This window comes from Polynucleobacter sp. 80A-SIGWE (assembly GCF_018882295.1).
GTDB lineage: Bacteria > Pseudomonadota > Gammaproteobacteria > Burkholderiales > Burkholderiaceae > Polynucleobacter.
Genome location: NZ_JACVOR010000002.1, coordinates 431,682 through 457,007 on the forward strand (window position 1 = coordinate 431,682; position 25,326 = coordinate 457,007).

25 protein-coding genes are annotated in these 25,326 nt (G+C 46.8%); 19 read left to right on the plus strand and 6 right to left on the minus strand.

Annotation, left to right across the window (positions count from 1 at the left end; genetic code table 11):
• Positions 1-104 precede the first annotated feature (104 nt).
• The 14 genes from pyrH to ICN25_RS07040 are packed head-to-tail and all read left to right on the plus strand — an operon-like array spanning position 105 to position 13,256.
• A complete protein-coding gene (gene pyrH / locus ICN25_RS06975; protein ID WP_215374847.1) occupies positions 105-815 on the plus strand; it encodes a UMP kinase in 711 nt (236 codons plus the stop codon).
• Positions 816-826: 11 nt separating this feature from the next.
• Positions 827-1,387 carry a ribosome recycling factor gene (gene frr, locus ICN25_RS06980; protein ID WP_216180578.1) on the plus strand — a complete coding sequence of 187 codons (561 nt, stop codon included), beginning with the start codon at positions 827-829 and terminating at the stop codon, positions 1,385-1,387.
• Positions 1,388-1,417: 30 nt separating this feature from the next.
• Positions 1,418-2,191, plus strand: a complete 774-nt coding sequence (gene uppS, locus ICN25_RS06985; RefSeq protein WP_216180581.1) for a polyprenyl diphosphate synthase — start codon at positions 1,418-1,420, stop codon at positions 2,189-2,191.
• Positions 2,192-2,210: 19 nt separating this feature from the next.
• Positions 2,211-3,038, plus strand: a complete 828-nt coding sequence (locus ICN25_RS06990) for a phosphatidate cytidylyltransferase (RefSeq protein ID WP_216180583.1) — start codon at positions 2,211-2,213, stop codon at positions 3,036-3,038.
• The gene (ispC, locus tag ICN25_RS06995) at positions 3,038-4,228 is read left to right on the plus strand and encodes a 1-deoxy-D-xylulose-5-phosphate reductoisomerase (protein ID WP_216180586.1); all 1,191 of its coding nucleotides are present in this window, start codon (positions 3,038-3,040) and stop codon (positions 4,226-4,228) included. Before ICN25_RS06990 ends, ispC begins: the two co-directional genes overlap by 1 nt.
• Positions 4,229-4,239: 11 nt before the next feature.
• Positions 4,240-5,373, plus strand: a complete 1,134-nt coding sequence (locus ICN25_RS07000) for an RIP metalloprotease (protein ID WP_216180589.1) — start codon at positions 4,240-4,242, stop codon at positions 5,371-5,373.
• A gap of 53 nt (positions 5,374-5,426) precedes the next feature.
• Positions 5,427-7,718, plus strand: coding sequence for an outer membrane protein assembly factor BamA (gene bamA, locus ICN25_RS07005; RefSeq protein WP_370624731.1), 2,292 nt, complete (start codon positions 5,427-5,429; stop codon positions 7,716-7,718).
• Positions 7,719-7,736: 18 nt separating this feature from the next.
• Positions 7,737-8,264, plus strand: a complete 528-nt coding sequence (locus ICN25_RS07010) for an OmpH family outer membrane protein (RefSeq protein ID WP_216180595.1) — start codon at positions 7,737-7,739, stop codon at positions 8,262-8,264.
• A gap of 5 nt (positions 8,265-8,269) precedes the next feature.
• On the plus strand, positions 8,270-9,325 hold the full coding sequence (gene lpxD, locus ICN25_RS07015; protein ID WP_216180598.1) for a UDP-3-O-(3-hydroxymyristoyl)glucosamine N-acyltransferase: 1,056 nt from the start codon (positions 8,270-8,272) through the stop codon (positions 9,323-9,325).
• 48 nt (positions 9,326-9,373) lie between these two features.
• Entirely contained in the window at positions 9,374-9,823 is a 450-nt protein-coding gene (fabZ, locus tag ICN25_RS07020) for a 3-hydroxyacyl-ACP dehydratase FabZ (RefSeq protein WP_015421422.1), read from the plus strand.
• Positions 9,823-10,620: an acyl-ACP--UDP-N-acetylglucosamine O-acyltransferase gene (gene lpxA / locus ICN25_RS07025; protein ID WP_216180601.1), complete on the plus strand. Its 798-nt coding sequence runs from the start codon at positions 9,823-9,825 to the stop codon at positions 10,618-10,620. The genes fabZ and lpxA overlap by 1 nt, the downstream gene beginning before the upstream one ends.
• The gene (gene lpxB / locus ICN25_RS07030; RefSeq protein WP_216180604.1) at positions 10,580-11,833 is read left to right on the plus strand and encodes a lipid-A-disaccharide synthase; all 1,254 of its coding nucleotides are present in this window, start codon (positions 10,580-10,582) and stop codon (positions 11,831-11,833) included. The genes lpxA and lpxB overlap by 41 nt, the downstream gene beginning before the upstream one ends.
• The gene (gene rnhB / locus ICN25_RS07035; protein WP_216180607.1) at positions 11,830-12,423 is read left to right on the plus strand and encodes a ribonuclease HII; all 594 of its coding nucleotides are present in this window, start codon (positions 11,830-11,832) and stop codon (positions 12,421-12,423) included. Before lpxB ends, rnhB begins: the two co-directional genes overlap by 4 nt.
• 8 nt (positions 12,424-12,431) lie before the next feature.
• Positions 12,432-13,256: an RNA methyltransferase gene (locus ICN25_RS07040; RefSeq protein WP_216180610.1), complete on the plus strand. Its 825-nt coding sequence runs from the start codon at positions 12,432-12,434 to the stop codon at positions 13,254-13,256.
• 4 nt (positions 13,257-13,260) lie between these two features.
• On the opposite strand, the gene ICN25_RS07045 is transcribed toward ICN25_RS07040, so the two are convergent.
• A complete protein-coding gene (locus ICN25_RS07045) occupies positions 13,261-14,088 on the minus strand; it encodes a pyruvate, water dikinase regulatory protein (RefSeq protein ID WP_216180612.1) in 828 nt (275 codons plus the stop codon).
• A 107-nt stretch (positions 14,089-14,195) separates the two neighbouring features.
• On the opposite strand from ICN25_RS07045, the gene ppsA reads away from it, so the two are divergent.
• Positions 14,196-16,598, plus strand: a complete 2,403-nt coding sequence (gene ppsA / locus ICN25_RS07050) for a phosphoenolpyruvate synthase (RefSeq protein ID WP_216180615.1) — start codon at positions 14,196-14,198, stop codon at positions 16,596-16,598.
• 80 nt (positions 16,599-16,678) lie between these two features.
• Here the strand turns inward: ppsA and ICN25_RS07055 are convergent, their stop codons facing one another.
• The 5 genes from ICN25_RS07055 to smpB all read right to left on the minus strand — a co-directional run bounded on the left by ICN25_RS07055 (position 16,679) and on the right by smpB (position 21,396).
• Positions 16,679-17,560: a proteasome-type protease gene (locus tag ICN25_RS07055; protein WP_255536717.1), complete on the minus strand. Its 882-nt coding sequence runs from the start codon at positions 17,558-17,560 to the stop codon at positions 16,679-16,681.
• Positions 17,561-17,621: 61 nt separating this feature from the next.
• Complete coding sequence (locus ICN25_RS07060; RefSeq protein ID WP_216180630.1) at positions 17,622-18,419, minus strand: transglutaminase family protein; 798 nt, start codon at positions 18,417-18,419, stop codon at positions 17,622-17,624.
• Positions 18,420-18,427: 8 nt separating this feature from the next.
• Complete coding sequence (locus ICN25_RS07065; RefSeq protein WP_216180633.1) at positions 18,428-19,408, minus strand: alpha-E domain-containing protein; 981 nt, start codon at positions 19,406-19,408, stop codon at positions 18,428-18,430.
• Between the two features lie 15 nt (positions 19,409-19,423).
• Positions 19,424-20,836 carry a circularly permuted type 2 ATP-grasp protein gene (locus tag ICN25_RS07070; RefSeq protein ID WP_216180636.1) on the minus strand — a complete coding sequence of 471 codons (1,413 nt, stop codon included), beginning with the start codon at positions 20,834-20,836 and terminating at the stop codon, positions 19,424-19,426.
• A 107-nt stretch (positions 20,837-20,943) separates the two neighbouring features.
• Entirely contained in the window at positions 20,944-21,396 is a 453-nt protein-coding gene (gene smpB / locus ICN25_RS07075; protein ID WP_046330447.1) for an SsrA-binding protein SmpB, read from the minus strand.
• 26 nt (positions 21,397-21,422) lie between these two features.
• Between smpB and ICN25_RS07080 the strand changes: the two genes are divergently transcribed.
• Genes ICN25_RS07080 through guaA form a run of 4 tightly spaced genes read left to right on the plus strand, consistent with a single transcriptional unit; the run spans position 21,423 to position 25,311 of the window.
• Positions 21,423-21,854 (plus strand): type II toxin-antitoxin system RatA family toxin, encoded by a 432-nt coding sequence (locus ICN25_RS07080; protein ID WP_216180639.1) that lies wholly within the window; start codon positions 21,423-21,425, stop codon positions 21,852-21,854.
• Positions 21,847-22,197 carry an RnfH family protein gene (locus ICN25_RS07085; protein WP_216180641.1) on the plus strand — a complete coding sequence of 117 codons (351 nt, stop codon included), beginning with the start codon at positions 21,847-21,849 and terminating at the stop codon, positions 22,195-22,197. Before ICN25_RS07080 ends, ICN25_RS07085 begins: the two co-directional genes overlap by 8 nt.
• Before the next feature lie 26 nt (positions 22,198-22,223).
• A complete protein-coding gene (guaB, locus tag ICN25_RS07090) occupies positions 22,224-23,690 on the plus strand; it encodes an IMP dehydrogenase (RefSeq protein WP_216180643.1) in 1,467 nt (488 codons plus the stop codon).
• Between the two features lie 13 nt (positions 23,691-23,703).
• On the plus strand, positions 23,704-25,311 hold the full coding sequence (gene guaA, locus ICN25_RS07095; protein WP_216180646.1) for a glutamine-hydrolyzing GMP synthase: 1,608 nt from the start codon (positions 23,704-23,706) through the stop codon (positions 25,309-25,311).
• The last annotated feature ends 15 nt before the right edge of the window (positions 25,312-25,326 follow it).

A 25,326-nucleotide genomic window follows, 5' to 3' on the forward strand; every position in this document is an offset into this window, starting at 1 on the left:
TGATCTGTCCCAAGCCCTTTATAATTTGGCAAGATATTAAAAAGTACTTAAAGATCAATAAGCTAAGCAAGTAGATTGCTTGGCAAATTACGGAAAATAAAACGATGCCAGCCTACAAACGTGTTCTCTTAAAACTCTCTGGTGAAGCCCTTATGGGGGATGATGCTTTTGGCATCAATCCAGTAACCATCGATTCCATGGTGAAGGAAATTGCCGATGTAGTGAATAGCGGCGTTCAGCTGGCCATCGTGATCGGCGGCGGAAATATTTTCCGCGGTGTAGCAGGCGGTGCGGCCGGTATGGATCGTGCAACAGCTGACTACATGGGAATGCTTGCCACCATGATGAACTCACTTGCGCTGCAAGATGCGTTGCGTCAAAAAGGTGTTGAAGCTCGTGTTCAATCCGCCCTAAGAATGGATCAAGTGGTTGAGCCTTACATTCGCCCACGTGCGATTCGTGCGTTGAGCGAAGGCAAAGTCGTCATTTTTGCTGCAGGTACTGGTAACCCGTTCTTCACCACTGATACAGCTGCTGCCTTGCGCGGCGCTGAGATGGCTGCAGAGATCGTTCTGAAGGCTACTAAGGTCGATGGTATTTACAGTGCCGATCCAATGAAAGACCCAACAGCTACTCTTTACAAAACAATTACCTTTGATGAGGCAATCATCAAAAACTTACAGGTGATGGATGCAACTGCTTTTGCATTGTGTCGTGATCGCAAATTACCAATCAAAGTATTTTCGATTCTTAAACCAGGTGCATTGATGCGCGTGGTTCAGGGCGAATCTGAAGGCACTTTAGTACACGTTTAATAGGAGGCTTGATGTCCGCAGCAGAAATTAAAACCACTACCGATCAAAAGATGCAGAAGTCTCTTGAGGCTTTGAAATCCAATTTAGCTAAGATTCGTTCTGGTCGTGCAAATCCAGGAATTTTGGAGCACATTCAGGTCGATTACTACGGTAATCCAACACCACTAAGCCAAGTGGCTAGCTTGGGATTAGCTGATGCTAGAACCATTAACGTTCAACCATTCGAAAAGACTATGGTTGGCGCAATTGAGAAGGCGATTCGTGATTCTGACTTGGGGCTTAACCCAGCCTCACAAGGTACTGTGATTCGCGTACCAATGCCAGCTTTGACTGAAGAGCGTCGTCGTGATCTGACGAAGGTTGTCAAAAACGAAGGTGAAGAAACCAAGATCGCTGTGCGTAATTTACGTCGTGATGCCAACGAACATCTCAAGCGCCTTACTAAGGATAAAGAAATTTCTGAGGACGATGAGCGTCGTGCTACTGATGACATTCAGAAGATGACTGACCGTGCGGTGGTTGATGTCGATAAGATCATCTCTGAAAAAGAAAAAGAGATCATGACGGTTTAATCGTCAGGTCGATTTCTTATCATTCGATTTATGACACAGCACACTAGCTCTACCTTAGTTGTTCCAGAGGTTAGCGCTATTCCTCGCCATGTTGCCATCATCATGGACGGCAATGGTCGTTGGGCCAGCAAGCGTTTCATGCCGCGGGTAGCTGGGCATTCAGAGGGATTGGGTGCTGTGCGTAAAATTGTCCAAGAGTGTCGTCGTCTTGGCGTCGAATACCTCACCGTATTTGCATTCAGCTCTGAAAATTGGCGCCGCCCACCAGAAGAGGTGGGTTTCTTAATGAAGTTGTTTCTAAAGTCATTAAAAAGCGAAGTTTCTCGTCTAGCTGAAAATGATATCTCCTTACGCCTTATAGGAGACCTAAGCCGCTTTGATTCTGCGATTCAGGAGATGGTGCAATTTTCTGAAGAAAAAACTGCTGGTTGCAAAGGACTCACTTTTACGATTGCAGCTAACTATGGTGGCCGTTGGGATATCTTGCAGGCAATGCGCCAGTGCTTAACTGCTAATCCTGATTTGAAGCCGGAACAAGTCTCTGAAGAGTTATTGCAGCCCCATTTATCTATGGCTTATGCACCAGAGCCAGATTTGTTTATTCGCACCGGCGGTGAACAGCGCGTTAGTAACTTCTTGCTCTGGCAGTTAGCCTATACCGAGTTATATTTCACGGATACTCTTTGGCCTGATTTTGATGAGGCTGAACTACATAAAGCGTTTGACTGGTTTAGTCAGCGCGAGCGTCGTTTTGGACGCACAAGTGCTCAGCTGGCTTCCGAGCCTTTGAGTGACGCAGTCTAAGTACTTCTCACTTCCCCATATGCTTAAAACTCGAATCATTACTGCCACTATTTTGATGGCAGTGCTATTGCCCATCTTGTTTTTATTGCCGCCGATTTATTTAGGTGGATTCTTTCTAGTGGCATTAGTTGCAGCTGCTTGGGAGTGGAGTCGCATTATTGCCCCTGAGGCAAAAAAGGCCGCATGGCTCTACGCCACTTTTTGTTTGGCCATCATTTTGTTTTTGCTGGGTACGCAGGCGATCTCATGGCAATTCTCTTTGCTCATGATGGCGGTCTTATTTTGGTTCTTTCTGGCGCCATTCATTTTGGCCAAGGGCATGAATCTTTCTCTTCAAAAATTCAAACCTTTCTACAGCATTTTGGGCTTAATCATTCTGCCGGCCACTTGGTTCGCATTGGTATTCCTACGTGAACTCGGTTTAGCCTTTTTATTAAGTAGCATGGCCCTAGTTTGGGTTGCAGATATTGGCGCATATTTCGTTGGTAAGGCTTTTGGTAAACATAAGTTGGCTATAAATATCAGTCCAGGGAAGTCGATTGAAGGTGCATTGGGCGGTCTAATACTTTGCTACCTTTACGCATTTTTGTGCGTAATGTATTTACCTCTTGGTGATACGCTTTTTGGTGCTTGGGCAATTCGATTTGGTTGGGTACCAATGTTCTTAATGGTTACCGTATTGGCTGCGTTTAGCGTCTTTGGTGATTTGTTTGAGTCTCAGTTGAAGCGCTTAGCCGGCGTTAAAGATAGCAGTCATTTATTGCCTGGTCATGGCGGTGTACTCGATCGGGTTGATGCTCTCATACCAACGATGCCGATTGCTGCATTGTTAGCTGGATTGATTTGATGTCTGTTAAGCAAGTTGCCATCCTAGGATCTACAGGATCGATTGGTGTTAATACCTTAGATGTGATCCGCGCGCATCCTGAACGCTTTAAAGTAGTTGCTCTGACTGCCGCAAAACAAATTGATCGTTTGGCTGAGCAATGTATTGAGTTTAGGCCGAATATTGCAGTAGTAGCCGATGCTGATGGCGCCGCCAAGCTGAATCGTCTCTTGCAAGAAAAAAAGATTGTTACTCAAGTTCTCTATGGGCCTCAGGCCTTAGTCAGTGCAGTAACTGAATCTGGTTGCGACACCGTCATGGCGGCGATTGTTGGTGCTGCTGGTCTAGTTCCAGCCTTGGCTGCGGCGCAAGCAGGTAAGCGCGTATTGCTGGCCAATAAAGAAGCCTTGGTGATGTCGGGTAATTTATTTATGCAGGCTATGAAAGTGGGTGGTGGTGAGTTACTCCCAATTGATAGTGAGCACAATGCAATCTTTCAATGTTTGCCAGATCGTTTCACCAAAAATCCATCCGTCCATTTAGGCGTAGAAGAGCTTTGGTTAACTGCTTCAGGTGGACCCTTCAGGGATAAATCAATTGGAGATTTAGCAGGCATTACTCCGGAGCAGGCTTGCGCTCACCCAAACTGGGTGATGGGCAGAAAGATTTCTGTTGATTCGGCAACAATGATGAATAAGGGTCTTGAGGTGATTGAGGCTTTCTGGTTGTTTGGTTTGCCACTAGAAAAGATTAAGGTATTAATACATCCGCAGAGCGTAGTGCACTCCATGGTGCGCTACCGGGATGGCTCAGTGCTGGCACAAATGGGTCAGCCTGATATGCGTACGCCGATTGCCTATGGTCTGGCTTGGCCTGAACGCATTGATGCTGGTGTCGCCCCCTTGAATCTAACGCAGTTGACGGGCCTGAGCTTTACTGAGCCTAATTTCACTCAATTTCCTTGTTTGAGTTTGGCCTTTGCCGCCGCAAAAGCAGGGGGCACTGCTCCTTCCGTCTTAAATGCTGCTAATGAAGTTGCTGTTGCTGCTTTCTTAGATGAAGGATTGGCTTACTTAAGCATTCCAAATGTGGTGGAGCACTGCTTAAATGCCCTGCCTCCAGTAGCGGCCGATTCGCTTGAAACGATTCTTGAGATTGATGCTCTAGCTCGTCAGGCTGCGAATCAGTTCATTCGCTCAATCCAGAAATAGATCGACAGATTTTGCAGGCTTTAATCACTCTTGGCGTATTCTTAGTCACACTGGGTGTGTTGGTCAGCTTTCATGAATATGGCCATTTTTTGGCGGCTCGCTTGTGCGGGGTCAAAGTGCTTCGCTTTGCTTTGGGATTTGGCAAGCCGCTGTTAACTTATCGTGCCAGCAATGGAACGGAGTGGGTTCTAGCCTCCATTCCTCTAGGTGGCTATGTCAAATTATTAGATGGTCGCGATAGTCAGCAAAATATTCCAAAAGAAGATCGCCCCCAGTCTTTTGATGTGAAGCCGCTATGGCAGCGTTCTTTGATTGTGGCTGCAGGGCCATTTGCCAATTTTCTATTGGCCGTTATTTTATTTTCAGTGATTTATGTCTCGGGCGTGCCTCAGTTACCAGCTCGCTTGCAGGCTCCGCCAGAGCAATCGATTGCCGCGAAACTAGGGGTGAGGGCAGGTGACAAGGTTATTGGCTGGCAATCTCTGCCATCTGACTACAACAGCGCCCCCATTCTTGAGGAGTTCGACCCCGTTCCGAGTTGGAATGCCTTGCGCTGGTTGCTCTTGGACGCGATTACTGGAGAGGAGGGTTTTGCCCTGGAGATGCAGGATGCTTCTGGTGCTCGCCTAGTTAAATCCTTTCGACAGGGTGATTTGCCCCCAATTTCACCAGAATCCGACCCATTTCAAGCTTTGGGCCTGCTTCCGCAACTTAGCCCACCCTCAGAGTGGAAAGAGCTCAAATTAGGGCCTATAGATGCCCTAGGTTTTGCAACCCAGAGGGTCTATTTGATTTCCAAGGTCTCCATGAGGCTAATGCTTGGTTTGTTTACCGGCAAAACGACCCTTAAACAGCTTGGCGGGCCATTGAGTATTGCGGATATGGCTGGGAAGTCTGCTCAGGTTGGTTGGCAGCCATTCGTAGCCTTCTTGGCCCTCATGAGTATCAGTATTGGACTCTTGAATTTAGTGCCCTTACCAATGCTAGATGGGGGTCAGCTCCTGTATGATGCATGGGAGTTGGTTGCTTGTAAGCGAATTTCTTTATCCCTGCAGGAAAAGCTCCAAAAAGTGGGTTTTTTGCTGCTGATATTTCTTTCCTTGCTAGCCTTGTTTAACGATTTGCAACGCTACCTTTCACCTTGAATTTTTTGAACCCCTCTTTTCGCTCCGTAACTCGATTTGTTGCTCAAGTCGCCATCATTCTCGCGGCTGGTTTCTGTGTAAATTCACAAGCAGCTGAGTCCTTTGTCATTAAAGATATTCGCATTGAGGGTTTGCAGCGAGTAGAACCAGGTACCGTGTTTAGCTACCTACCAGTTCAGGTTGGAGATACTTTTACCGAAGAGAAGAGCGCTGACGCTATTAAGGCGCTGTACAGCACTGGTTTTTTCCGAGATGTACAAATTCAAGCGCAAGGTAACGTCTTAATCGTGATCGTTGAAGAGCGTCCCACGATCTCTCGCATTGAATTTACTGGAATGAAGGAATTTGACCAGGAAACCGTTCGCAAGTCTTTAAAGGCCGTTGGTGTTGCCGAGGCACGCTTTTATGACAAAGCTTTGATTGATAAGTCCGAACAAGAGCTGAAGCGCGCCTATGTTGGTAAGGGTATGTATGCTGCCGAGGTAGTTGCAACCGTCACTCCGCTAGAGAGAAATCAGGTTGCCGTATATTTCAATATTGATGAAGGCCCTACAGCTAAAATCCAGGCGATCAATTTTATTGGCAATAACGTTTTTAGCGAGAGCACCCTTAACAGTCAGATGCAACTCAAAACTGGCGGTTGGCTGTCTTGGTATAGCAAAGACAATTTGTATTCCAAGCAAAAGCTTACGGCTGACTTAGAGAATATTCGCTCCTACTATCTCAATCGCGGCTACCTGGAGTTTGTCATTGAATCTACCCAGGTTTCTATTACCCCCGACAAAAAAGGCATTTACCTCACCATCAGTATTCGTGAGGGAAATAAGTTCACGGTTAAAGATGTGCGTTTGGCAGGTGAGTTGTTGGGTAAAGAGGCTGAGCTAATTCAGCTCGTAACTCTTAAGCCGGGTGATACCTTCTCTTCCGCCAAGGTAACTGAGAGCACAAAGGCTATTGCTGAGATTTTAGGTTCCTATGGTTACGCTTTTGCGAATATTAGCCCTCAGCCAGATATTCGTCGTGACTTGAATGAGGTGGATCTTACCTTGGTGATTGATCCGGGTCGCCGTGTTTATGTGCGTCAAGTCAATATTACTGGTAACGCCAAAACTCGCGATATGGTGGTTCGTCGTGAAATGCGTCAGTTTGAAAGTTCATGGTTCGATAGTGAGAAGATTGATCTATCCAAAAAGCGTTTAGGTCGTTTGGGTTACTTCACTGAGACTGATGTATCTACTCAAGACGTTCCTGGATCCCCGGATCAAGTTGATGTGAATGTGAAAGTATCTGAAAAGCCAACTGGCGCTGTAACTCTTGGGGCAGGCTTCTCCTCAACAGAGAAGTTGATTTTGTCTGCTGGTATTAATCAGGAGAATGCCTTTGGTACTGGTACTGCCGTTGGTCTTAATATGGCTCTCGGTAAGATTAATCAAAGTTTGGCTTTATCAAACTATGACCCTTACTTCACTGAGGACGGCATTAGTCGCTACACCGATTTGTTTTATCGCTCATCCAAGCCTTTGTATTACATCGGTGATCCTGACTATCAAATTAAGTCAGTGGGCTCAAACATTAAATTTGGTGTTCCATACACCGAGGTCGATCGCGTTTTCTTCGGAACTGGTATTGAGGCATTCCAGATTAAATCTACCTCGAATACGCCGCAGCCTTATCTGAATTACATGATTGACTATGGTGCAGCGGCCCCTGGTTATCCTGCATCTCTTAATACCTATAACGTGCCAGTCACCATCGGTTGGTCACGCGATGGTCGTGATAGCGCTTTGATTCCATCATCAGGCTCTCTGCAGCAACTAAATGCTGAAGTAGGAACTCCTGTTGGCAATATGATGTTCTACCGTATATTTGGTCAATATCAAAAGTATCACTCGTTTTCAAAGGGCAACATACTGTCCTTTAATGGTGAGGTTGGCTATGGTGAGGCCTATGGTAAGTATCCATTCCCAATCACCAAGAACTACTATGTTGGTGGTATTGGGTCGGTGCGGGGCTACTCTCCAGGATCCCTTGGACCCACTTATTACAATAACAATACAGGCACTAATCAGCCGACTGGTGGTCAGTCCAAGATTGTCAGCAATGTTGAATACACTGTCCCGGTCCCGGGATCCGGGGTTGATAAAACCTTGCGTGTATTTGGCTTCGTAGATGGCGGTAATGTCTATAACGAGAATATCAATCTCGTATTGCGATATTCTTATGGCTTAGGTTTATCATGGATATCACCACTGGGCCCGCTAAAATTCAGTTACGGTATTCCGATCAAATCCTTGCCGACGGATAATATTCAGCGTTTGCAGTTCCAGGTGGGTACAGCGTTTTAATTGTTTAAGGAAAGTTTTATGAAGCTTCGTCAATCTTCTAAATGGATTCAATACGGCTTAATTGCTGTTTCTTCACTAATCGCTTTGCCACAGGCATTCGCACAAGATGCTGGAACTCGAGTTGCGGCCGTGAACGTTGAGAAAGTTTTCAACGAATCCAATATGGCCAAAGCAAGCCAAACTAAATTGCAAAATGAATTCATGAAGCGTCAGAACGAAATTCGTGAGAGCGCTCAAAAAATTAAGTCTGCTGCTGAAAAGTTAGACCGTGATTCAGCTGTAATGTCTGAGGCGGATCGTGTTCGTCGTCAACGTGAGTTGTCAGATCAGGATCGCGAACTGCAACGCAAGCAACGCGAATACACGGAAGATCTGAATCAGCGCAACTTTGAAGAGCGTGCCAAGATTGCTGAAAAAGCAAATCAAGCGCTCAAGCAAATTGCTGAGCAAAGAAAAATTGATGTCATTATTCAAGATCCAGCCTATGCCAATCCAAAGGTTGACGTTACTGAAGATGTCATCAAGGCTTTGAATAGTCTCAAGTAAGTTTTATGCCCACCGCCATCGAGCTGGCCGAACAGTTTCAAGTAAGCTTGGTGGGGGATGGCTCCCTCGCGCTTCAGGGTCTCGCTCCTCTCGAGCGAGCTCAGTCAAGCCAAATCTCCTTTCTTTCTAATCCGCTATATCGTCAGCAGGCTAGTGACAGTTCTGCTGGTGGATTAATTGTTAGTCAGGCTGATCTCGATTTTCTTCAAGCAAATCCGAGTGCGAATTCTGCGCAGCGTGTGTATTTTGTCTCTAAAAATCCTTATGCAACTTTTGCCAGAATGGCACAGTATTTTGCCAAGGCAGCCGCACCTACCTATACCCCTGGTGCACATCCCAGTGCCGCAATAGATGTATCCGTCACTATTCCGGCCTCATGTCATATCGGGCCTTTTGTGCAAATTGGCCCTGGCGTGAAATTAGGCGAACGCGTTACCTTGATAGGCAATACCTCTATTGCTAGAAACTCTAGTATCGGTAGCGATACCTTGATTTATTCCAATGTTTCCCTTTATTCAGAAACTACGATAGGTGAGCGTTGCATTATTCATAGTGGCGCCGTTATTGGTGCTGATGGCTTTGGTTTTGCTCCTGATTTTTCTGCCGCTGGTGCCGAGTGGGTCAAGATCCCGCAAACCGGTGCCGTTGTTATTGGTAATGATGTTGAAATTGGTGCGTCAACCACAATTGATCGTGGCGCAATGAGCGACACGATCATAGGCAATGGAACTAAAATTGATAATCAAGTGCAAATTGCACACAACGTAGTAGTTGGTAATTGTTGCGTGATTGCTGGTTGTGCAGCGATCTCAGGAAGTACCAAGATTGGAAACTTCTGCATTATTGGTGGCGCCGCTAACTTTGCTGGCCACCTCAGTATTGCTGACAGAACCACCGTGTCCGGAAATACTTCGATTATTCGCTCCATCACCGAACCAGGCCAGCACTACACGGGTGTTTATCCGTCAATGCTCCATGGTGCTTGGGAGAAAAACGCTGCTATTTTGCGTGGCCTCGATAAAATACGTCAACGCTTACGATTATTAGATAAATCTAAATAAATCATCATCACACTAAAAAATTAGAAACTTTATTCAGCAGGTAAATACATGAGCAAACCTATCGCTATCGACATCAATCAAATTTTGAAGTTATTGCCACACCGCTACCCATTTTTATTGGTTGACCGAGTGTTAGAGATTGAGCCTCGTCAAAGTATTACTGCTTTAAAGAATGTCACCATGAATGAGCCATTCTTTCAGGGGCACTTTCCGGATTTTCCAGTAATGCCTGGCGTCTTAATCATCGAGGCGCTTGCTCAAACTGCTGCACTACTTACTTTTTCAGAAGTCCGCGAAGAGAATGCGATTTATTACTTCGCTGGTATTGATGGAGCGCGTTTTAAGAAGCCAGTATTGCCCGGCGATCAACTGATCATGACGGCCAAGTTAGAGCGTGAGCGTGCCGGTATCTATAAATTTCAGGTGCAAGCTACTGTAGATGGCGAGTTGGCCGCAGAAGCTAATATCACTTGTGCTGTTCGTACGAAAGGTGCGTAATGACTCGGATTCATGCATCTGCTGTAGTTGATAGCAAAGCTGAACTCGCTAGCGACGTAGAGGTTGGTCCATATTCCGTTATTGGGCCAAACGTCAAAATTGGCGCTGGCAGTAAGATCGGCTCTCATACTGTGATCGAGGGTTACACCACGATCGGTAAAGAAAATACCTTTGCTCACTTTGCTGCCATTGGTGGCGCTCCTCAGGATATGAAATACCGCGGCGAACCAACCCAACTGATTATTGGCGACCGCAATACGATTCGTGAGTTCACTACTATTCATACTGGTACATCTCAGGATGAGGGTATTACCCGCATCGGTAATGACAACTGGATCATGGCTTACGTACATATTGCGCATGACTGCCAAATCGGTAACCACACGATTTTCTCAAGTAATGCACAAATTGCTGGTCACGTGAAGGTGAGTGACTGGGCAATTATGGGTGGCATGTCAGGCGTCCATCAGTTTGTTCGCATTGGTCAGCATGCCATGCTGGGTGGCGCCTCTGCATTAGTGCAAGACATTCCACCATTTGTGATTGCGGCCGGAGATAAGGCTTCTCCACATGGCATCAACGTTGAGGGTCTCAAGCGCCGTGGTTTCTCAAGTGAAACGATTTCTGCATTACGTCAGGCATATAAGGTTCTCTATAAAGACGGCCTCAGTTTCGAAGAGGCTAAGGTAGAGATTCAGAAGATGGTGCTAGCTAGCGCATCTGATGCCGCTACCGCAGAAAAGCTGACTGAGTTCCATGACTTTATTGCTGCCTCCACGCGCGGCATTATTCGATAGAGTAGATCGAGTGTCTAAACTTGCTTGTGTTGCCGGAGAACCTTCGGGTGACTTGCTGGCAGCGCCAGTACTCAGTGCGCTAAAGCAGATTCCAGATACTTCCAGTTTGGAGGTTTACGGTATTGGTGGACCGCGCATGCAGGCGGAGGGGCTAAGGTCTGATTGGTCTATGGAGACTCTCAGTGTTCGTGGCTACGTTGAGGCTATCAAGCAACTACCCGCCATTCTGAAACTGCGCAAGGAACTCATTAGTAATCTTACGAGTGAGGGACGTCCCGACGTGTATCTCGGTATTGATGCTCCCGATTTCAATTTGGGCGTCGAGCTAGCTTTGCGTAAAGCAGGCATTCCAACCTTACATTTTGTTTCTCCATCAATTTGGGCATGGAGAGCAGGGCGCATTACGAAGATCAAGCAAGCGGTTGAACGCATGCTCTGTATCTTCCCCTTTGAAACTGAGATCTATGAGCGCGCCGGCATTAGCGCAACTTATGTAGGGCACCCACTAGCTAGCGAGATTCCACTTGAGCCAAATCCAGCCTCAGCCAAACAAAGAATCGAGCAGGCATTAAACCTACCCGCCAATGCATTAAATGGAATTGTCATCTCTGTTCTGCCGGGCAGTCGTGGCTCAGAAATTGAACTTATTGCACCAGTCTTTTTTGAAACCATGACTGAGCTTGTGAAGCGCATGCCAGGACAGTCTCTACATTTTGTGATCCCGGTGGCAACTCCACGCTTGCGAGCACCACTTGAAGCTTTACTCAAAAACACGCTAGAGAAGAATCCAATCCTGAATATTTATTTAATCGATGGTGAGGCGGATGCAGTCCTAGAAGCCGCTGATGTTGTGTTGATTGCAAGTGGCACTGCAACATTGCAGGCTGCACTCTGGAAAAAGCCTATGGTGATCTCCTATAAGGTACCTTGGCTGACTGCGCAGATTATGAAGCGACAGGGGTATCTGCCTTATGTTGGGCTTCCTAATATTTTGTGCGGTGAGTTCGTTGTCCCTGAGCTTCTTCAGGATGATGCAACTCCAAGTAACTTGGCTGATGCTTTATTGACTTGGTTAAATAACCCTAACAAAGTTGCCCAATTAAAAACACGCTTTGCAGAAATGCATGAAACCTTACGCAGGCCAACAGGCTTATTAGTTGCGCAGGCTGTGGCGCAAACAATTACTGCAACTAAAAGTCGGATTTCTGTGTGAGTGTGATTTGGATATGCGGTGTTGATGAGGCAGGCCGCGGTCCATTAGCGGGGGCGGTTGTTGCCGGTGCTGTTGTTCTTGATCCCGACAATCCTATTGCTGGTTTAAAAGATTCTAAGAGGTTATCAGCTGCCAGACGCGAGTTTCTGTTTGAGCAAATTCAACATAAGGCAAAAGCTTGGGGTATTGGTGAGGCTAGTCCAGCTGAGATAGACGAAATCAATATTCTGCAGGCGACAATGTTGGCAATGCGCCGTGCAATTGAGGATCTCACTACACGTTTAGGCGGTTGGCCAGATAAGGCATTGATTGATGGGAATCGCTGCCCAGAGCTCCCGATTTCTGCAGAAGCTATTGTCAAAGGTGATACCAAAGAGCCTGCTATTTCAGCGGCATCGATCTTGGCTAAAGTCACGCGAGATCGTCAAATGATGGCTTTACATGAATTGCACCCACAATATGGATTTGCTCAACATATGGGATATCCAACAGAGGCGCATTTTTCTGCCTTAAAGGAATTTGGTGCCTGCGACCAACATCGCCGCAGCTTCTCACCAGTTCGCAATGTCTTAGCTCTGCATAGTCGATAATCCCAGCTATGAAGATGGAATTTATCAGCTCAAAAGACAATCCCTTATTTAAGGAAATTCGTCAATTACAAGCTACTGGCCCTAAAGGCCAAAAGGCGAGATTTGCTTGCGGCCAGGCTTTGCTGGAAGGTATTCATTTAGTGCAAACTTGGGTTGGCAATTCAGCGCTCAAGACCTTGATTACCTCTGAATTAGGTTTGCAGAATCCTGAGATCGCCCAGGCCGTCTACGACCATGTAGAAATTTGTCCTGAGACTCGCGTTTATCAATTGGATAAAGGTCTCTGGGATTTGCTATCTGATTTGGTGAATGCCCCTCAAATTGCAGGATTGCTAGATCTTCCTGAGTCTGCCTTAAACCCACAAAAGTCGGTTGCGACGATTTCTGGGGATGTGATTATTTTGGATCGCATTCAAGATGCCGGTAATGTTGGCTCTATCTTGCGCACTGCAGCTGCAGCCGGCTTTACACAAGTGATCGCATTATCTGGTTGCGCTCACCTGTGGTCAAGCAAGGTATTGCGTGCTGGCATGGGTGCCCACCGCTTACTAGATCTTTACGAAGGGTGGTCAAGCTCACAAGTACTCAGTGCCGTAACGGCGCCTTTACTGGCCGCCACTGCTGATGGTGAACTAGATCTCTTCAATATGCCCAAGGTACTAATCCATCCAGTTGCTTGGGTAATGGGAAGCGAAGGGCAGGGCGTTTCAGAAGATCTGATGGCACAAGCCAAGGGCGTATCAATCCCAATTGATCCAAGAGTTGAGTCCCTGAATGTTTCCACTGCAGCAGCAATCTGCCTATTTGAAACCGTGCGTGTTCGCAGAAGCTAAAAATCTAACCTAAGATTGTTTTATCTGACTTAATGGATTGCAGTACGGTTGTAGCAATCTCTTCAATCGATTTGCTGGTTGTTGCCACCCAAGGAATAGATTCCTTTTTCATCATGGCGGTGGCTTCATTGATCTCGTAGCGGCAGTTTTCCAACTTCGCATAATTGCTACCAGGACGTCGCTCATTACGAATCTCTGAAAGGCGCTCGGCGTCGATCATGAGACCAAAAATCTTGTTGCGGTAAGGAATTAAATCTTTTGGTAGTTGGCCACGTTCAAAGTCTTCTGGAATAAGAGGGTAGTTAGCTGCCTTCATGCCGTACTGCATTGCCAAATACAGGCTAGTTGGCGTTTTACCCACACGAGATATTCCCACCAGAATGACATCGGCTTCCGCTAGGTTGCGGTTTGACTGGCCGTCATCGTGAGCCAGAGAATAGTTAATAGCTTCAATACGGTTTTTATAGGCCTCAGTATCCGCATTGTGGTGCAGGCGGTTCATGGCATGGGTCGATTTGACCCCTAGCGCTTGTTCTAAAGGCGCCACGAAAGTCTGGAACATGTCCAGAATTAAGCCATTAGCCTTGCCGACAATCTTATTGAGTTCTGGATTCACCAAAGTGGTGAAAACAATAGGCTGGACTTCATATTTAGAAGCTGCCTGATTGATGCTAGAAACGGCATCATGGGCTTTTTCAGGGCTATCCACAAAAGGCACCCGAATGTGCTTAAAAGTGGCCTCAAATTGAGCCAAAATCGACTGGCTGAAGTTCTCGGCAGTAATTCCGGTGCCGTCAGAAACGATAAAAACAATGCGGGTTTGGGTAGACATGAGATTGGCCTAAAAAATCGTGGTCAGCACTACAATATGTAGTTAATGAAGTATGCCGTATTTTATTCGGCCGCTCGACCAGTTTCCTTATCTTTAGAGAGTATTTTATGTCCAACCAACAGCAACAAAGTAACGATGTAGCAAATGCCTATGTTTTACCTTTTGAGCAACTCCGAATGACTGATGTTGAGTCAGTCGGCGGTAAAAATGCCTCATTGGGTGAAATGATTTCTCAGTTGTCTTCAACGGGTGTTCGTGTACCGACTGGATTTGCAACGACATCATTGGCGTTTCGTGATTTCTTAGAGCACAACAATTTGACCGAGCGCATTCAAAAGCGCCTGGAGAATCTCAATATTGATGATGTGCGCGCTCTAGCTGAGGCTGGTAAAGAAATTCGCGGCTGGATTGAAACAGCGCCATTTCAAGCGCGTCTTGATGAAGAGATTCGTACAGCGTTTAAAAAATTAGATGACTCCGGCAAAGGTTCTTTTGCAGTGCGCTCTTCTGCAACCGCAGAAGATTTGCCTGATGCCTCATTTGCTGGACAACAAGAAACCTTCCTAAACGTTGAAGGTATTGACGATGTTCTGAAGAAGATTCGTGAAGTATTTGCTTCTTTGTATAACGACCGCGCTATTTCTTACCGCGTTCATAAGGGCTTTGCCCATGCTGAAGTGGCCTTATCAGCTGGTATTCAGCGTATGGTCCGCTCTGACTTAGGTGCGGCTGGCGTGATGTTTACTCTGGATACCGAGTCAGGCTTTGAAGATGTCGTATTTATTACTTCTAGCTATGGCTTGGGTGAGACAGTAGTGCAGGGCGCAGTGAACCCAGATGAGTTTTATGTATTCAAAACGACTTTAGCCCAAGATAAAAAAGCGATTATTCGCCGCTCCTTGGGTTCCAAGTTGATTCAAATGCAATTCGCCCCAGCAGGTTCTGCTGAGAAGGTGATGACTGTGGATGTTGCTCCAGAGAAACGTAATCGTTTTTCATTGGAAGATGCGGATATCACTGAATTGGCTAAATACGCCGTGATCATTGAGAAGCACTATGGCCGTCCAATGGATATCGAGTGGGGTAAGGATGGTCAAGATGGCCGTATTTACATCCTGCAAGCGCGACCAGAGACAGTGAAGAGTCAAGCCGCTGGTCAAGTGGAAATGCGTTACAAGCTCAAGGGCACATCTAAGGTTCTTGCTAAAGGTCGTGCGATTGGTCAAAAGATTGGTGCAGGCCCAGTTCGCGTGATTCGTGACCCAAGCGAGATGGATCGCGTACAGCCAGGCGATGTATTAGTTGCTGATATGACTGACCCTAACTGGGAGCCAGTAATGAAGCGCGCTTCTGCGATTGTGACTAATCGTGGTGGACGTACTTGCCATGCAGCGATTATTGCCCGTGAGTTGGGCGTTCCTGCAGTGGTAGGTTGCGGTGATACGACTGAGCATTTACAAGACGGCATGATGGTGACAGTTTCTTGCGCAGAAGGTGACGAAGGTCATATTTATGATGGCTTGATCGAAACTGAAGTGACTGAAGTTTCTCGTGGCGTATTGCCGGAGATCCCAGTGAAGATCACCATGAATATTGGTAATCCTCAGTTAGCTTTTGATTTCTGCCAAATCCCAAATGCTGGTGTTGGCTTGGCCCGTCTCGAATTCATCATCAATAACTACATTGGTGTACATCCACGTGCTGTGTTGGAGTACCCAAACATTGATCCTGATCTCAAGCGTGCTGTAGAAAGCGTTGCTCGTGGTTATGCAAGCCCACGTCAGTTCTATGAAGATAAATTGGTTGAGGGTGTAGCAACAATTGCTGCTGCTTTCTATCCAAAACCAGTGATCGTTCGCTTGTCCGACTTTAAGTCAAACGAATATAAGAAGCTCATCGGCGGTTCACGCTATGAACCGGATGAAGAGAATCCAATGCTCGGTTTCCGTGGCGCATCCCGTTACGTATCAGCAGATTTCGGTGAAGCCTTTGCCTTAGAGTGCGCTGCGATGAAGCGTGTTCGTGAAGATATGGGCTTAGATAACGTTGAGATCATGGTGCCATTTGTGCGCACCATCAAACAAGCTGAGCGCGTGATCGATATGATGGCGAAGTTCGGTCTAAAGCGTGGTGAAAAAGGCCTGCGCCTGATCATGATGTGTGAGATTCCTTCCAATGCTATTTTGGCGGATCAATTCCTCGAGCATTTTGATGGATTCTCAATCGGCTCAAACGATATGACTCAATTAACTTTGGGCCTAGATCGCGACTCCGGTATGGAATTGCTGGCAATTGACTTTGATGAGCGCGACCCTGCGGTTGAGTTCATGATTGCCCGCTCGATTGATGCTTGCCGCAAACAAAACAAATACGTTGGCATTTGCGGTCAAGGTCCTTCAGATCATCCAGACTTCGCACGCTGGTTGGTTGCTAAGGGTATTACTTCAATCTCCCTCAATCCAGATAGCGTAGTAGCTACCTGGGAAATGTTGGGTAAGAAAGAGGCCTAAGCTGCCCCCGCTAATCACTAGCAAGATGTGAAAAAGGCCTAGAGAAATCTAGGCCTTTTGTCTTTTAAGTGCTACCTAAACTAGCGCTTAGATTTTGCAAGCACTTTTTTCTTTGGGCTAGCTTTAGTCACCGCCTTAACCGGTGCAACTGCCTTTTTAACGGCCTTGCTACTGCGATGAATAGGTACTGCACCCATCTTCTTAGCAGGCGATGCAATCGAGCGAGAAGGAGTTGCTCCAGACCAGCTTGGCTCTGCAATAGAGTTAAACGCAGAGCGTAATTTCTCACCCCAGAGCTGATGAATCATCTGGAAGTAGGGGTTGGACTCATCCATGGTAACCAGCTTACTAGCTTGCAATGAGTTCTTTTCATAAACCATCAAGTCAAGCGGCAGTCCTACTGAAATATTACTGTTCAGAGTGGAGTCCATTGAGATCAGAGCACATTTGGTAGCCAAATTTAGCGGGGTATCAAAGGTAATAACTCTATCTAAGATTGGCTTACCGTACTTAGACTCCCCGATCTGAAAGTAACAAGTCTCAGGAGTGGCCTCAATAAAGTTTCCTGCTGAGTAGATGTTAAAGAGTCGTGGGCGTTCGCCCTTAATTTGCCCGCCAAAGATCAGATTGCAATTGAAATCGATTCCTGCTTTTTCTAGCGCTTTGTGATCCCGATCGTAAACCTGCTTGATGGCGTCACCAATGACGACGGCTGAATCATGAGTACTTTCCACATTCCACAGATTCTTTCCATTGAGGAGTTGGCCTTGCAATAGGATCTCTTTCACAGCCTGAGTTATGGCAAGATTGCCGGCGCTCATCAGGGTAAAAAAGCGATCCTTATCCTTCTGGAATAAGGACATCTTTCTGAATGTGCCAATCTGATCTACACCCGCATTAGTACGGGTATCAGATAAAAATACCAAACCATCTTTTAGGCAAAGCCCAACGCAATACGTCATCCTGCAGCCCCTTTAATTATTTCTTTGAATTATCTCTTACTTGGCTTTACTGAGGGCTGGATTAGGTCGGTTGAGTAATGGAGATGGTTGCACTTAACTCTTCACCGCCTCCACCAGAGCGCACTCCCTTAACGGGAGCTGCCGAGTAGTAGTCCCTGCCTATCGCTAGGCGAACATGGCGCGAATCTGTAAAGCAGGCATTGGTGATATCAATGCTGGTCCAAAGACCTTGATCAATATCGGTGCAGAAATCAATCCAGGCATGGCTGGCCAGGTTTGGTGAATCTTCGGCAAAGAAGTAGCCGCTGACATAACGCGCCGGAATATTTGAGGCGCGGCACAGACCCAGCATGATATGAGCATGATCTTGGCAGACGCCGGATTTCATGGCAAAAGATTGGGCAGCAGTGGTGGCGGAATTGGTTTGCCCCGGGAAATACAGAATAGTTCCTTGTACTGCGGCAGCCAACTCCAACACTTCATCGATGGTGTTTTTCTTTGGTAGCGATGCAGAGAAGAACTCCAGCATTTGAGCTGTGGGTTCAGTTAAGTTCGTTTGTTGGAGTAAATGGTAAGGTGAAACCGCCTTAGGCTCATCAATAAACTCAAAAGCATCTTGTGTATGAACATCGCCCTCAGCCTCAATCATCATTGAGGTGTATGAGCTCTCTTGAACAAAAACGCTGTAGAGATTTCCAAAAGCATCGAGTGAAGTGCTTGCCTTAATCGGCGTGCTAACTTTCCACTTTTCAATAGCTTGCCCAGCCACATTAGGTGGCGTGAGGCGTAACTCTTGAATGGAGTAACGCACCGGCGTTTCATAGCGGTATTCTGTGCGGTGACGAATCTTGAGGTGCATAAGGATCTTTAAGCTACAGCTAATGGTATGAGGTAAGCATTACTGAATTCATCAGCAATATGATTGATGCGCTCTAAGAACTCTTCAATAAATTCTTCTAACCCTTGAGAAAAGACTTCATCAATATCGGAATAATCTAAGCTTGCCTTGAGCTTGCCAAGCAGGCGTTCAATTTCTTTGGATTGCTGATTCTTCACCTCTGAAATTAATGGAATCAGTTCATTCACGCAACTCACCAAAGAGCGAGGCATTTGCTTATTGAAAATCAAGAGTTGCGCGACCTGCTTAGGGGTTACTTGATCGGAATAGATTTGGCGATAGATTTCAAAGGCGGAGACTGAGCGAAGTAGGGCAGCCCAGTGATAGAAGTCAAAGAAATCACCATCCGCTCCATCGGCTTCTACTTTTTTATCCGTGCGCAAGACTTTAAGCGTCGCCTGATCTTCGTATTTGGTTTCTAGGATGCGAGCGGTGTTATCGGCACGCTCTAATAAGGTGCCTATATTCATAAAATAGAAGGATTCATTTTTGAGCATCGTGCCATGCATCACACCCCGGAACAAATGGCAGCGATGCTTTACCCACTCGAGTAGTCGACTAGGGTCTGCTTGATTTCTAGCCTCCAAAATGCGTTGCAACTCTAACCAAGTGGTATTTTGTGTTTCCCATGCTTCGGAGGTAATTCTGCCGCGAATGACTCGGGCATTCTCACGAGCAGCAAACAGGCATGACACGATGCTAGATGGATTGCTAGTTTCGTAAATCATGAAGTCCAAGACATTCTCACGGGTGATTACATCGTATTTCACCAAGAAGGATTCTTCAAGCTTGGAGATCGTGAGCAGCTTCTTCCAGCTCTGCTCTAAAAACTCTGCAGGCTGTGGGAGTAGGGAGGTTTGGTGATTGACATCCAACATGCGGGCAGTGTTTTCTGCTCGCTCTGTGTAGCGGGCCATCCAGTAAAGGCAATCAGCGGTACGACTCAACATATTTACTTATCCCTTTTATTCTTCTAGAACCCAGGTATCTTTAGTGCCACCACCCTGTGAGGAGTTCACAACTAAAGATCCTTCTTTGAGGGCAACACGAGTTAGGCCGCCTGGAACCATCTTGATTGTTTTTCCTGACAAAACAAAAGGACGCAAATCAATATGGCGTGGAGCCACACCGGACTCAACAAAAGTTGGGCAAGTAGAGAGAGCAAGCGTTGGCTGTGCAATATATTTGTCTGGATTGGCAATCAGATGACCGCGAAATTCTTCAATCTCCGTTTTGGTGGAGGCTGGTCCAACCAACATGCCATAGCCGCCAGCACCATGTGTCAACTTCACCACCAACTTGTCTAAGTTAGCCAAGGTGTAGGCGAGATCATCAGGTTTGCGACACTGGAAAGTCGGCACATTATTCAGAATGGGTTTCTCACCCAAATAGAACTCAATCATGTCTGGCACGTAAGGGTAGATTGACTTGTCATCAGCAATGCCAGTGCCAATAGCGTTGGCCAAAGTCACATTGCCTGCGCGATGAGCGGAGAGTAAGCCAGCAACCCCTAATGTTGAATCAGAGCGAAACGCAAGGGGATCCAAGAAGTCATCATCGACGCGACGGTAAATCACATCCACCCGCTCAGGGCCTTGAGTGGTGCGCATAAAGACTTGCTCATTCTTCACAAATAAATCTTTGCCTTCCACCAATTCAACGCCCATTTGTTGAGCAAGGTAGCTATGCTCAAAATAAGCGGAGTTGTACATGCCTGGGGTGAGCACTACAACATTAGGCTTTTTGACGTCATCAGGCTTGACTGACTTCAGGCATTCCAATAAAAAATCAGGGTAGTGCTCGACAGGGGCAACACGATATTTCTGAAACAGGTCGGGGAAGAGTCGCATCATCATCTTGCGGTCTTCAACCATATAAGACACGCCAGATGGAACACGCAGGTTGTCTTCTAGAACGTAGAACTCGCCTTCGCCAGCGCGCACGATATCAATTCCAGCGATCTGCGCATAAATATCTCGCGGCACGTTGACATTGCGCATCTCAGGACGATATTGCGCGTTGTTATAAATTTGTTCAGCAGGAATAATTCCGGCTTTGATAATTTCTTCTTCGTGATAGACGTCATAAAGAAAGCGATTGAGTGCTTTAACCCGTTGACGAAGGCCAGCCTCCAATTGTTCCCATTCTTTGGCAGTAAAGATGCGAGGCACTTGATCAAACGGAATAGTTCGTTCAGATCCAAGATCATCTCCATAGACGGCAAAGGTAATCCCAACTCGTCGAAAAATCAGGTCAGCCTCAGCGCGCTTGAGACCCATGAGGGTGTCACTCTGCTGTTTAAGCCAGTTATGGAAAACTTGGTAATGGGGACGCGCTTTTCCACTGGCGTCGAGCATTTCATCAAAAGGCAATTTCATAGTTACAAACTAACGCCTTTGGCTTTACTGCGCTTGTGGATATGGGGCAGCATGGTGCCATAATGCACTTTATTGGTGCATTATGGCTTAGGAGTATGCTTCAGGACTCAGGCGTTGAGGTCGCCTCGAGCAATTCGACCTTTTTGAACTTCCCATTCACGCTCTTTAGTTGCCGCGCGCTTGTCATGCTGCTTCTTACCTCGAGCTAGCCCAATCTCGCACTTCACATTGCCTTTGGAGAAATGCAGATTCAGTGGAACTAGGGTGTAGCCCTTTTGCTCAACTTTGCCGATGAGTTTTTTAATTTCAATCGCATTGAGGAGAAGTTTGCGAGTGCGGGTGCTGTCTGGGACAATATGAGTTGAGGCTGATAGCAGTGGGGTGATATGACAACCGATCAGGAATAGCTCCGCCTGACGGATGACGACATACGCTTCTTTGACGTGGACTCGACCAGCGCGGATGGCTTTTACTTCCCAGCCCTCCAGAACTAGTCCTGCCTCGAACCGTTCCTCGATAAAATAATCGAAGAAGGCTTTTTTGTTATCGACGATACTCATATTTATTTAGCTTCTCAAGATCGATTATGGCAGACGTCTACAAGACCGTTTTAATTGGCCAATCAGCCGACCGCATGTATGGCTTGGTAACCGACGTTGCGCGTTACCCAGAATTCTTGCCTTGGTGTGGCGGGGTGGAAATTTTTGAGCAAACTGAGACTGTTTTAGACGCCAAAATCAATATCCACTTCAAGGGTATTAATCAGTACTTTCATACTAGAAACATCAATCACCGCCCTGAAACCATTGACATGGTCTTTGTAGATGGACCGTTCAAGCACTTTTCTGGGCAGTGGAACTTCATTCCTCTCAAGGAAGATGCCTGCAAGGTGGAGTTCAAGCTCCATTGGGAGTTTAAAAGCGTCATCCTGGACAAGATCATTGGCCCGGTATTTGGTCATATAGCTGGTACCTTTGTGGATTGCTTCGTAAAGCGAGCCGAAGACCTCTATGACTAATCAATCCATGGAGATTTGGATTTGCGATGCCCGCCTAGGTGAGCCCAAACTAAACCCCTTCACACTCCATTTATCTGCATCCGAGACCCCTACAGTGGGTCTAGCCTTGGTGAAAGCTGGAATCGCCCAAGGTCCCGATGATCCTGTTTTGGCTAGAAAAGGCTGTTTTGGGGTCTTTGGCAAGCGCAAGGACTTGGATAGCCCTATTTACGAGGGTGATCGTCTGGAGCTGTATTCACCCCTCCTAGTGGACCCCAAGGCCGTTCGCCGCAAGAAGGCCAATCAGAACCAAGATGCCAAATTCCAGGCTGCCGCAGCTAAAAGAAAGGCTAGGAGGCTATAATCGGTTTTTGCGACTAGGGGTTTTGCATGCGACTCATTCAAAAAGCACTCACTTTTGACGATGTGCTCCTCGTACCGGCTTATTCTTCGGTACTCCCTCGAGATGCCAGCTTGGCAAGTAAGTTAACTCGAGATATTTCACTAAACACACCGTTGGTGTCCGCAGCCATGGATACCGTCACCGAAGGCCGCTTGGCAATTGCCATGGCCAGTGAAGGTGGTATTGGTATCGTTCATAAAAATCTCAAGCCTGCTGAGCAGGCTAGGGAAGTGGCCAAGGTCAAACGTTACGAATCCGGCATTTTGCGCGACCCAATTACGGTCGGTCCCGATGTCACACTACGTCAAGTTATTCAACTTTCCCGTGAGCATGGTTTTTCTGGTTTCCCGGTTCTGACTGGCAAAGAAGTGGTGGGGATTATTACCAACCGCGACTTACGCTTCGAAGAAGATTTGGATGCGCCAGTAAAAACAAAGATGACTCCACGAGAGCGCTTGATCACAGTTAAAGAAGGTTGCTCTTTAGAAGAGGCAAAGCGCTTGATGAGTCAGCATCGCTTAGAGCGCGTGCTAGTGGTGAACGACAAGTTTGAATTGCGCGGCCTCATCACTGTTAAAGATATTTTGAAAGCTACCGAGCATCCAAATGCTTGTAAGGATAGCGAAGGTAAGTTGCGCGTTGGCGCTGCAGTTGGCGTAGGCCCTGACAACGATGAGCGTATTGAACTTCTAGTTCGTGCAGGTGTTGATGTGATTGTGGTGGATACCGCTCACGGCCATAGCCAAGGCGTATTGGATCGCGTGAAGTGGGTTAAGAAAAATTACCCTCACGTGCAAGTGATTGGCGGAAACATTGCCACTGGTGATGCTGCTAGAGCATTGGCTGATCATGGTGCAGATGGCGTTAAGGTAGGTATTGGCCCAGGCTCTATTTGCACAACTCGAATTGTTGCTGGTGTAGGTGTTCCTCAAATTAGTGCCATTGTGAATGTAGCTGCTGCGCTTAAAGGCACAGGTATTCCCTTAATTGCTGACGGTGGCGTACGTTATTCCGGTGACGTTGCTAAAGCCTTAGCTGCTGGCGCAAGTTCAGTCATGATGGGCGGAATGTTTGCCGGCACTGAAGAAGCTCCCGGCGAAGTATTTCTTTATCAGGGTCGCTCATACAAGAGCTATCGTGGCATGGGTTCTTTAGGTGCGATGGCGGATGGTTCTGCAGATCGTTACTTCCAAAGTGATATCAGCGCTGCAAATGCAGAGAAGCTAGTGCCTGAAGGTATTGAAGGTCAAGTGCCTTACAAAGGTAGCGTCCTTGCTATCTTGCATCAACTGACTGGTGGTATTCGTTCTTCAATGGGCTATCTTGGATGCAAGACTATTGATGAACTTCATGAAAAAGCGAATTTTGTGGAAATCACTTCAGCGGGTGTACGCGAGTCACACGTTCATGATGTGAAGATCACCAAGGAAGCACCAAATTACCACATTGATTAAGGCTGTTCCTTTCGTGCACGACAAAATACTGATTCTCGACTTTGGTTCACAAGTCACCCAATTAATTGCTAGACGCGTGCGTGATGCCCGCGTCTACTCTGAAATCCATCCATACGATTGCGATTCAGAGTTCATTCGCAAATTCATTCAAGAGCAGGGTGGTAAGGGAATTATTCTTTCTGGCGGACCTAGTTCTGTTACTGAGGAGGGAAGTCCTCGCGCACCACAAATCGTTTTTGAATTAGGTGTTCCTGTTTTAGGTATTTGCTACGGTATGCAAACTATGGCGACCCAACTTGGTGGGGCCGTTGCTTCAGCCGAATCTTTGGGTAAAGCCCGTGAGTTTGGTTACTCAGAAGTGCGTGCCCATGGCCATACTAATTTGCTTAAAGGTATTCAGGATTTTTCCACTAGTGAAGGCCACGGCATTCTGAAAGTGTGGATGAGTCATGGTGATTCAGTTACTACTTTGCCACCAGCATTTAAGTTAATGGCTTCAACAGAGTCTTGTCCGATTGCCGGCATGGCTGACGAAGACCGTCGTTTCTATGGATTCCAATTTCATCCTGAAGTAACGCACACCTTACAAGGTGAGGCCATCTTGGCTCGCTTTGTCCATGAGATCTGCAAGTGCAAGCCAGACTGGGTGATGGGCGATTACATTAGCGAAGCAGTTGAACATATTCGCAAGCAAGTTGGTGATGAAGAGGTCATTCTTGGTTTATCCGGCGGTGTTGACTCTAGCGTAGCCGCGGCATTAATCCATCGTGCGATTGGTGAGCAACTCACCTGCGTATTTGTTGATCATGGTTTGCTTCGTTTAAACGAAGGTGACATGGTCATGGAAATGTTTGCCCGCAACCTCGGTGTCAAAGTCATTCGCGTGGATGCCAAAGAGAAATTTATGTCTGAGCTTGCTGGTGTTGCCGACCCAGAAGCCAAGCGCAAAATTATTGGCAAAGAATTCGTTGAGATTTTCCAAACTGAGTCTGGCAAGATTCAAAATGCCAAGTGGCTTGCTCAAGGTACTATTTATCCAGACGTCATTGAGTCTGCCGGTAAAGGTAAAAAGGGCGCACATACGATTAAGAGTCACCACAATGTGGGCGGCTTGCCTGAAGACATGCATCTCAAGCTGCTTGAGCCATTGCGTGAATTGTTTAAAGATGAAGTGCGCGAACTCGGCGTGGCCTTAGGTTTGCCACGCGAGATGGTGTATCGCCATCCATTCCCAGGCCCAGGCCTCGGCGTTCGTATCTTGGGTGAAGTGAAGGCTGAGTTTGCAAGTCTTTTGCAACGTGCCGATGCGATTTTCATTGAAGAGTTGCGCAATACGATTGATGAAGCAAGTCAAAAATCTTGGTATGACCTCACTAGTCAAGCCTTTGCAGTGTTCTTGCCAGTTAAATCTGTGGGCGTTATGGGTGACGGAAGAACCTATGAGTACGTTGTTGCTCTTAGAGCAGTTCAAACACAAGACTTTATGACTGCACACTGGGCCCACTTGCCGCATGATTTACTGGGCAAGGTATCCAATCGCATCATCAATGAGGTGCGTGGCATTAATCGCGTTGTCTACGACATTAGCGGAAAACCTCCGGCAACTATCGAGTGGGAATAGGCGACTTAAGTTCGC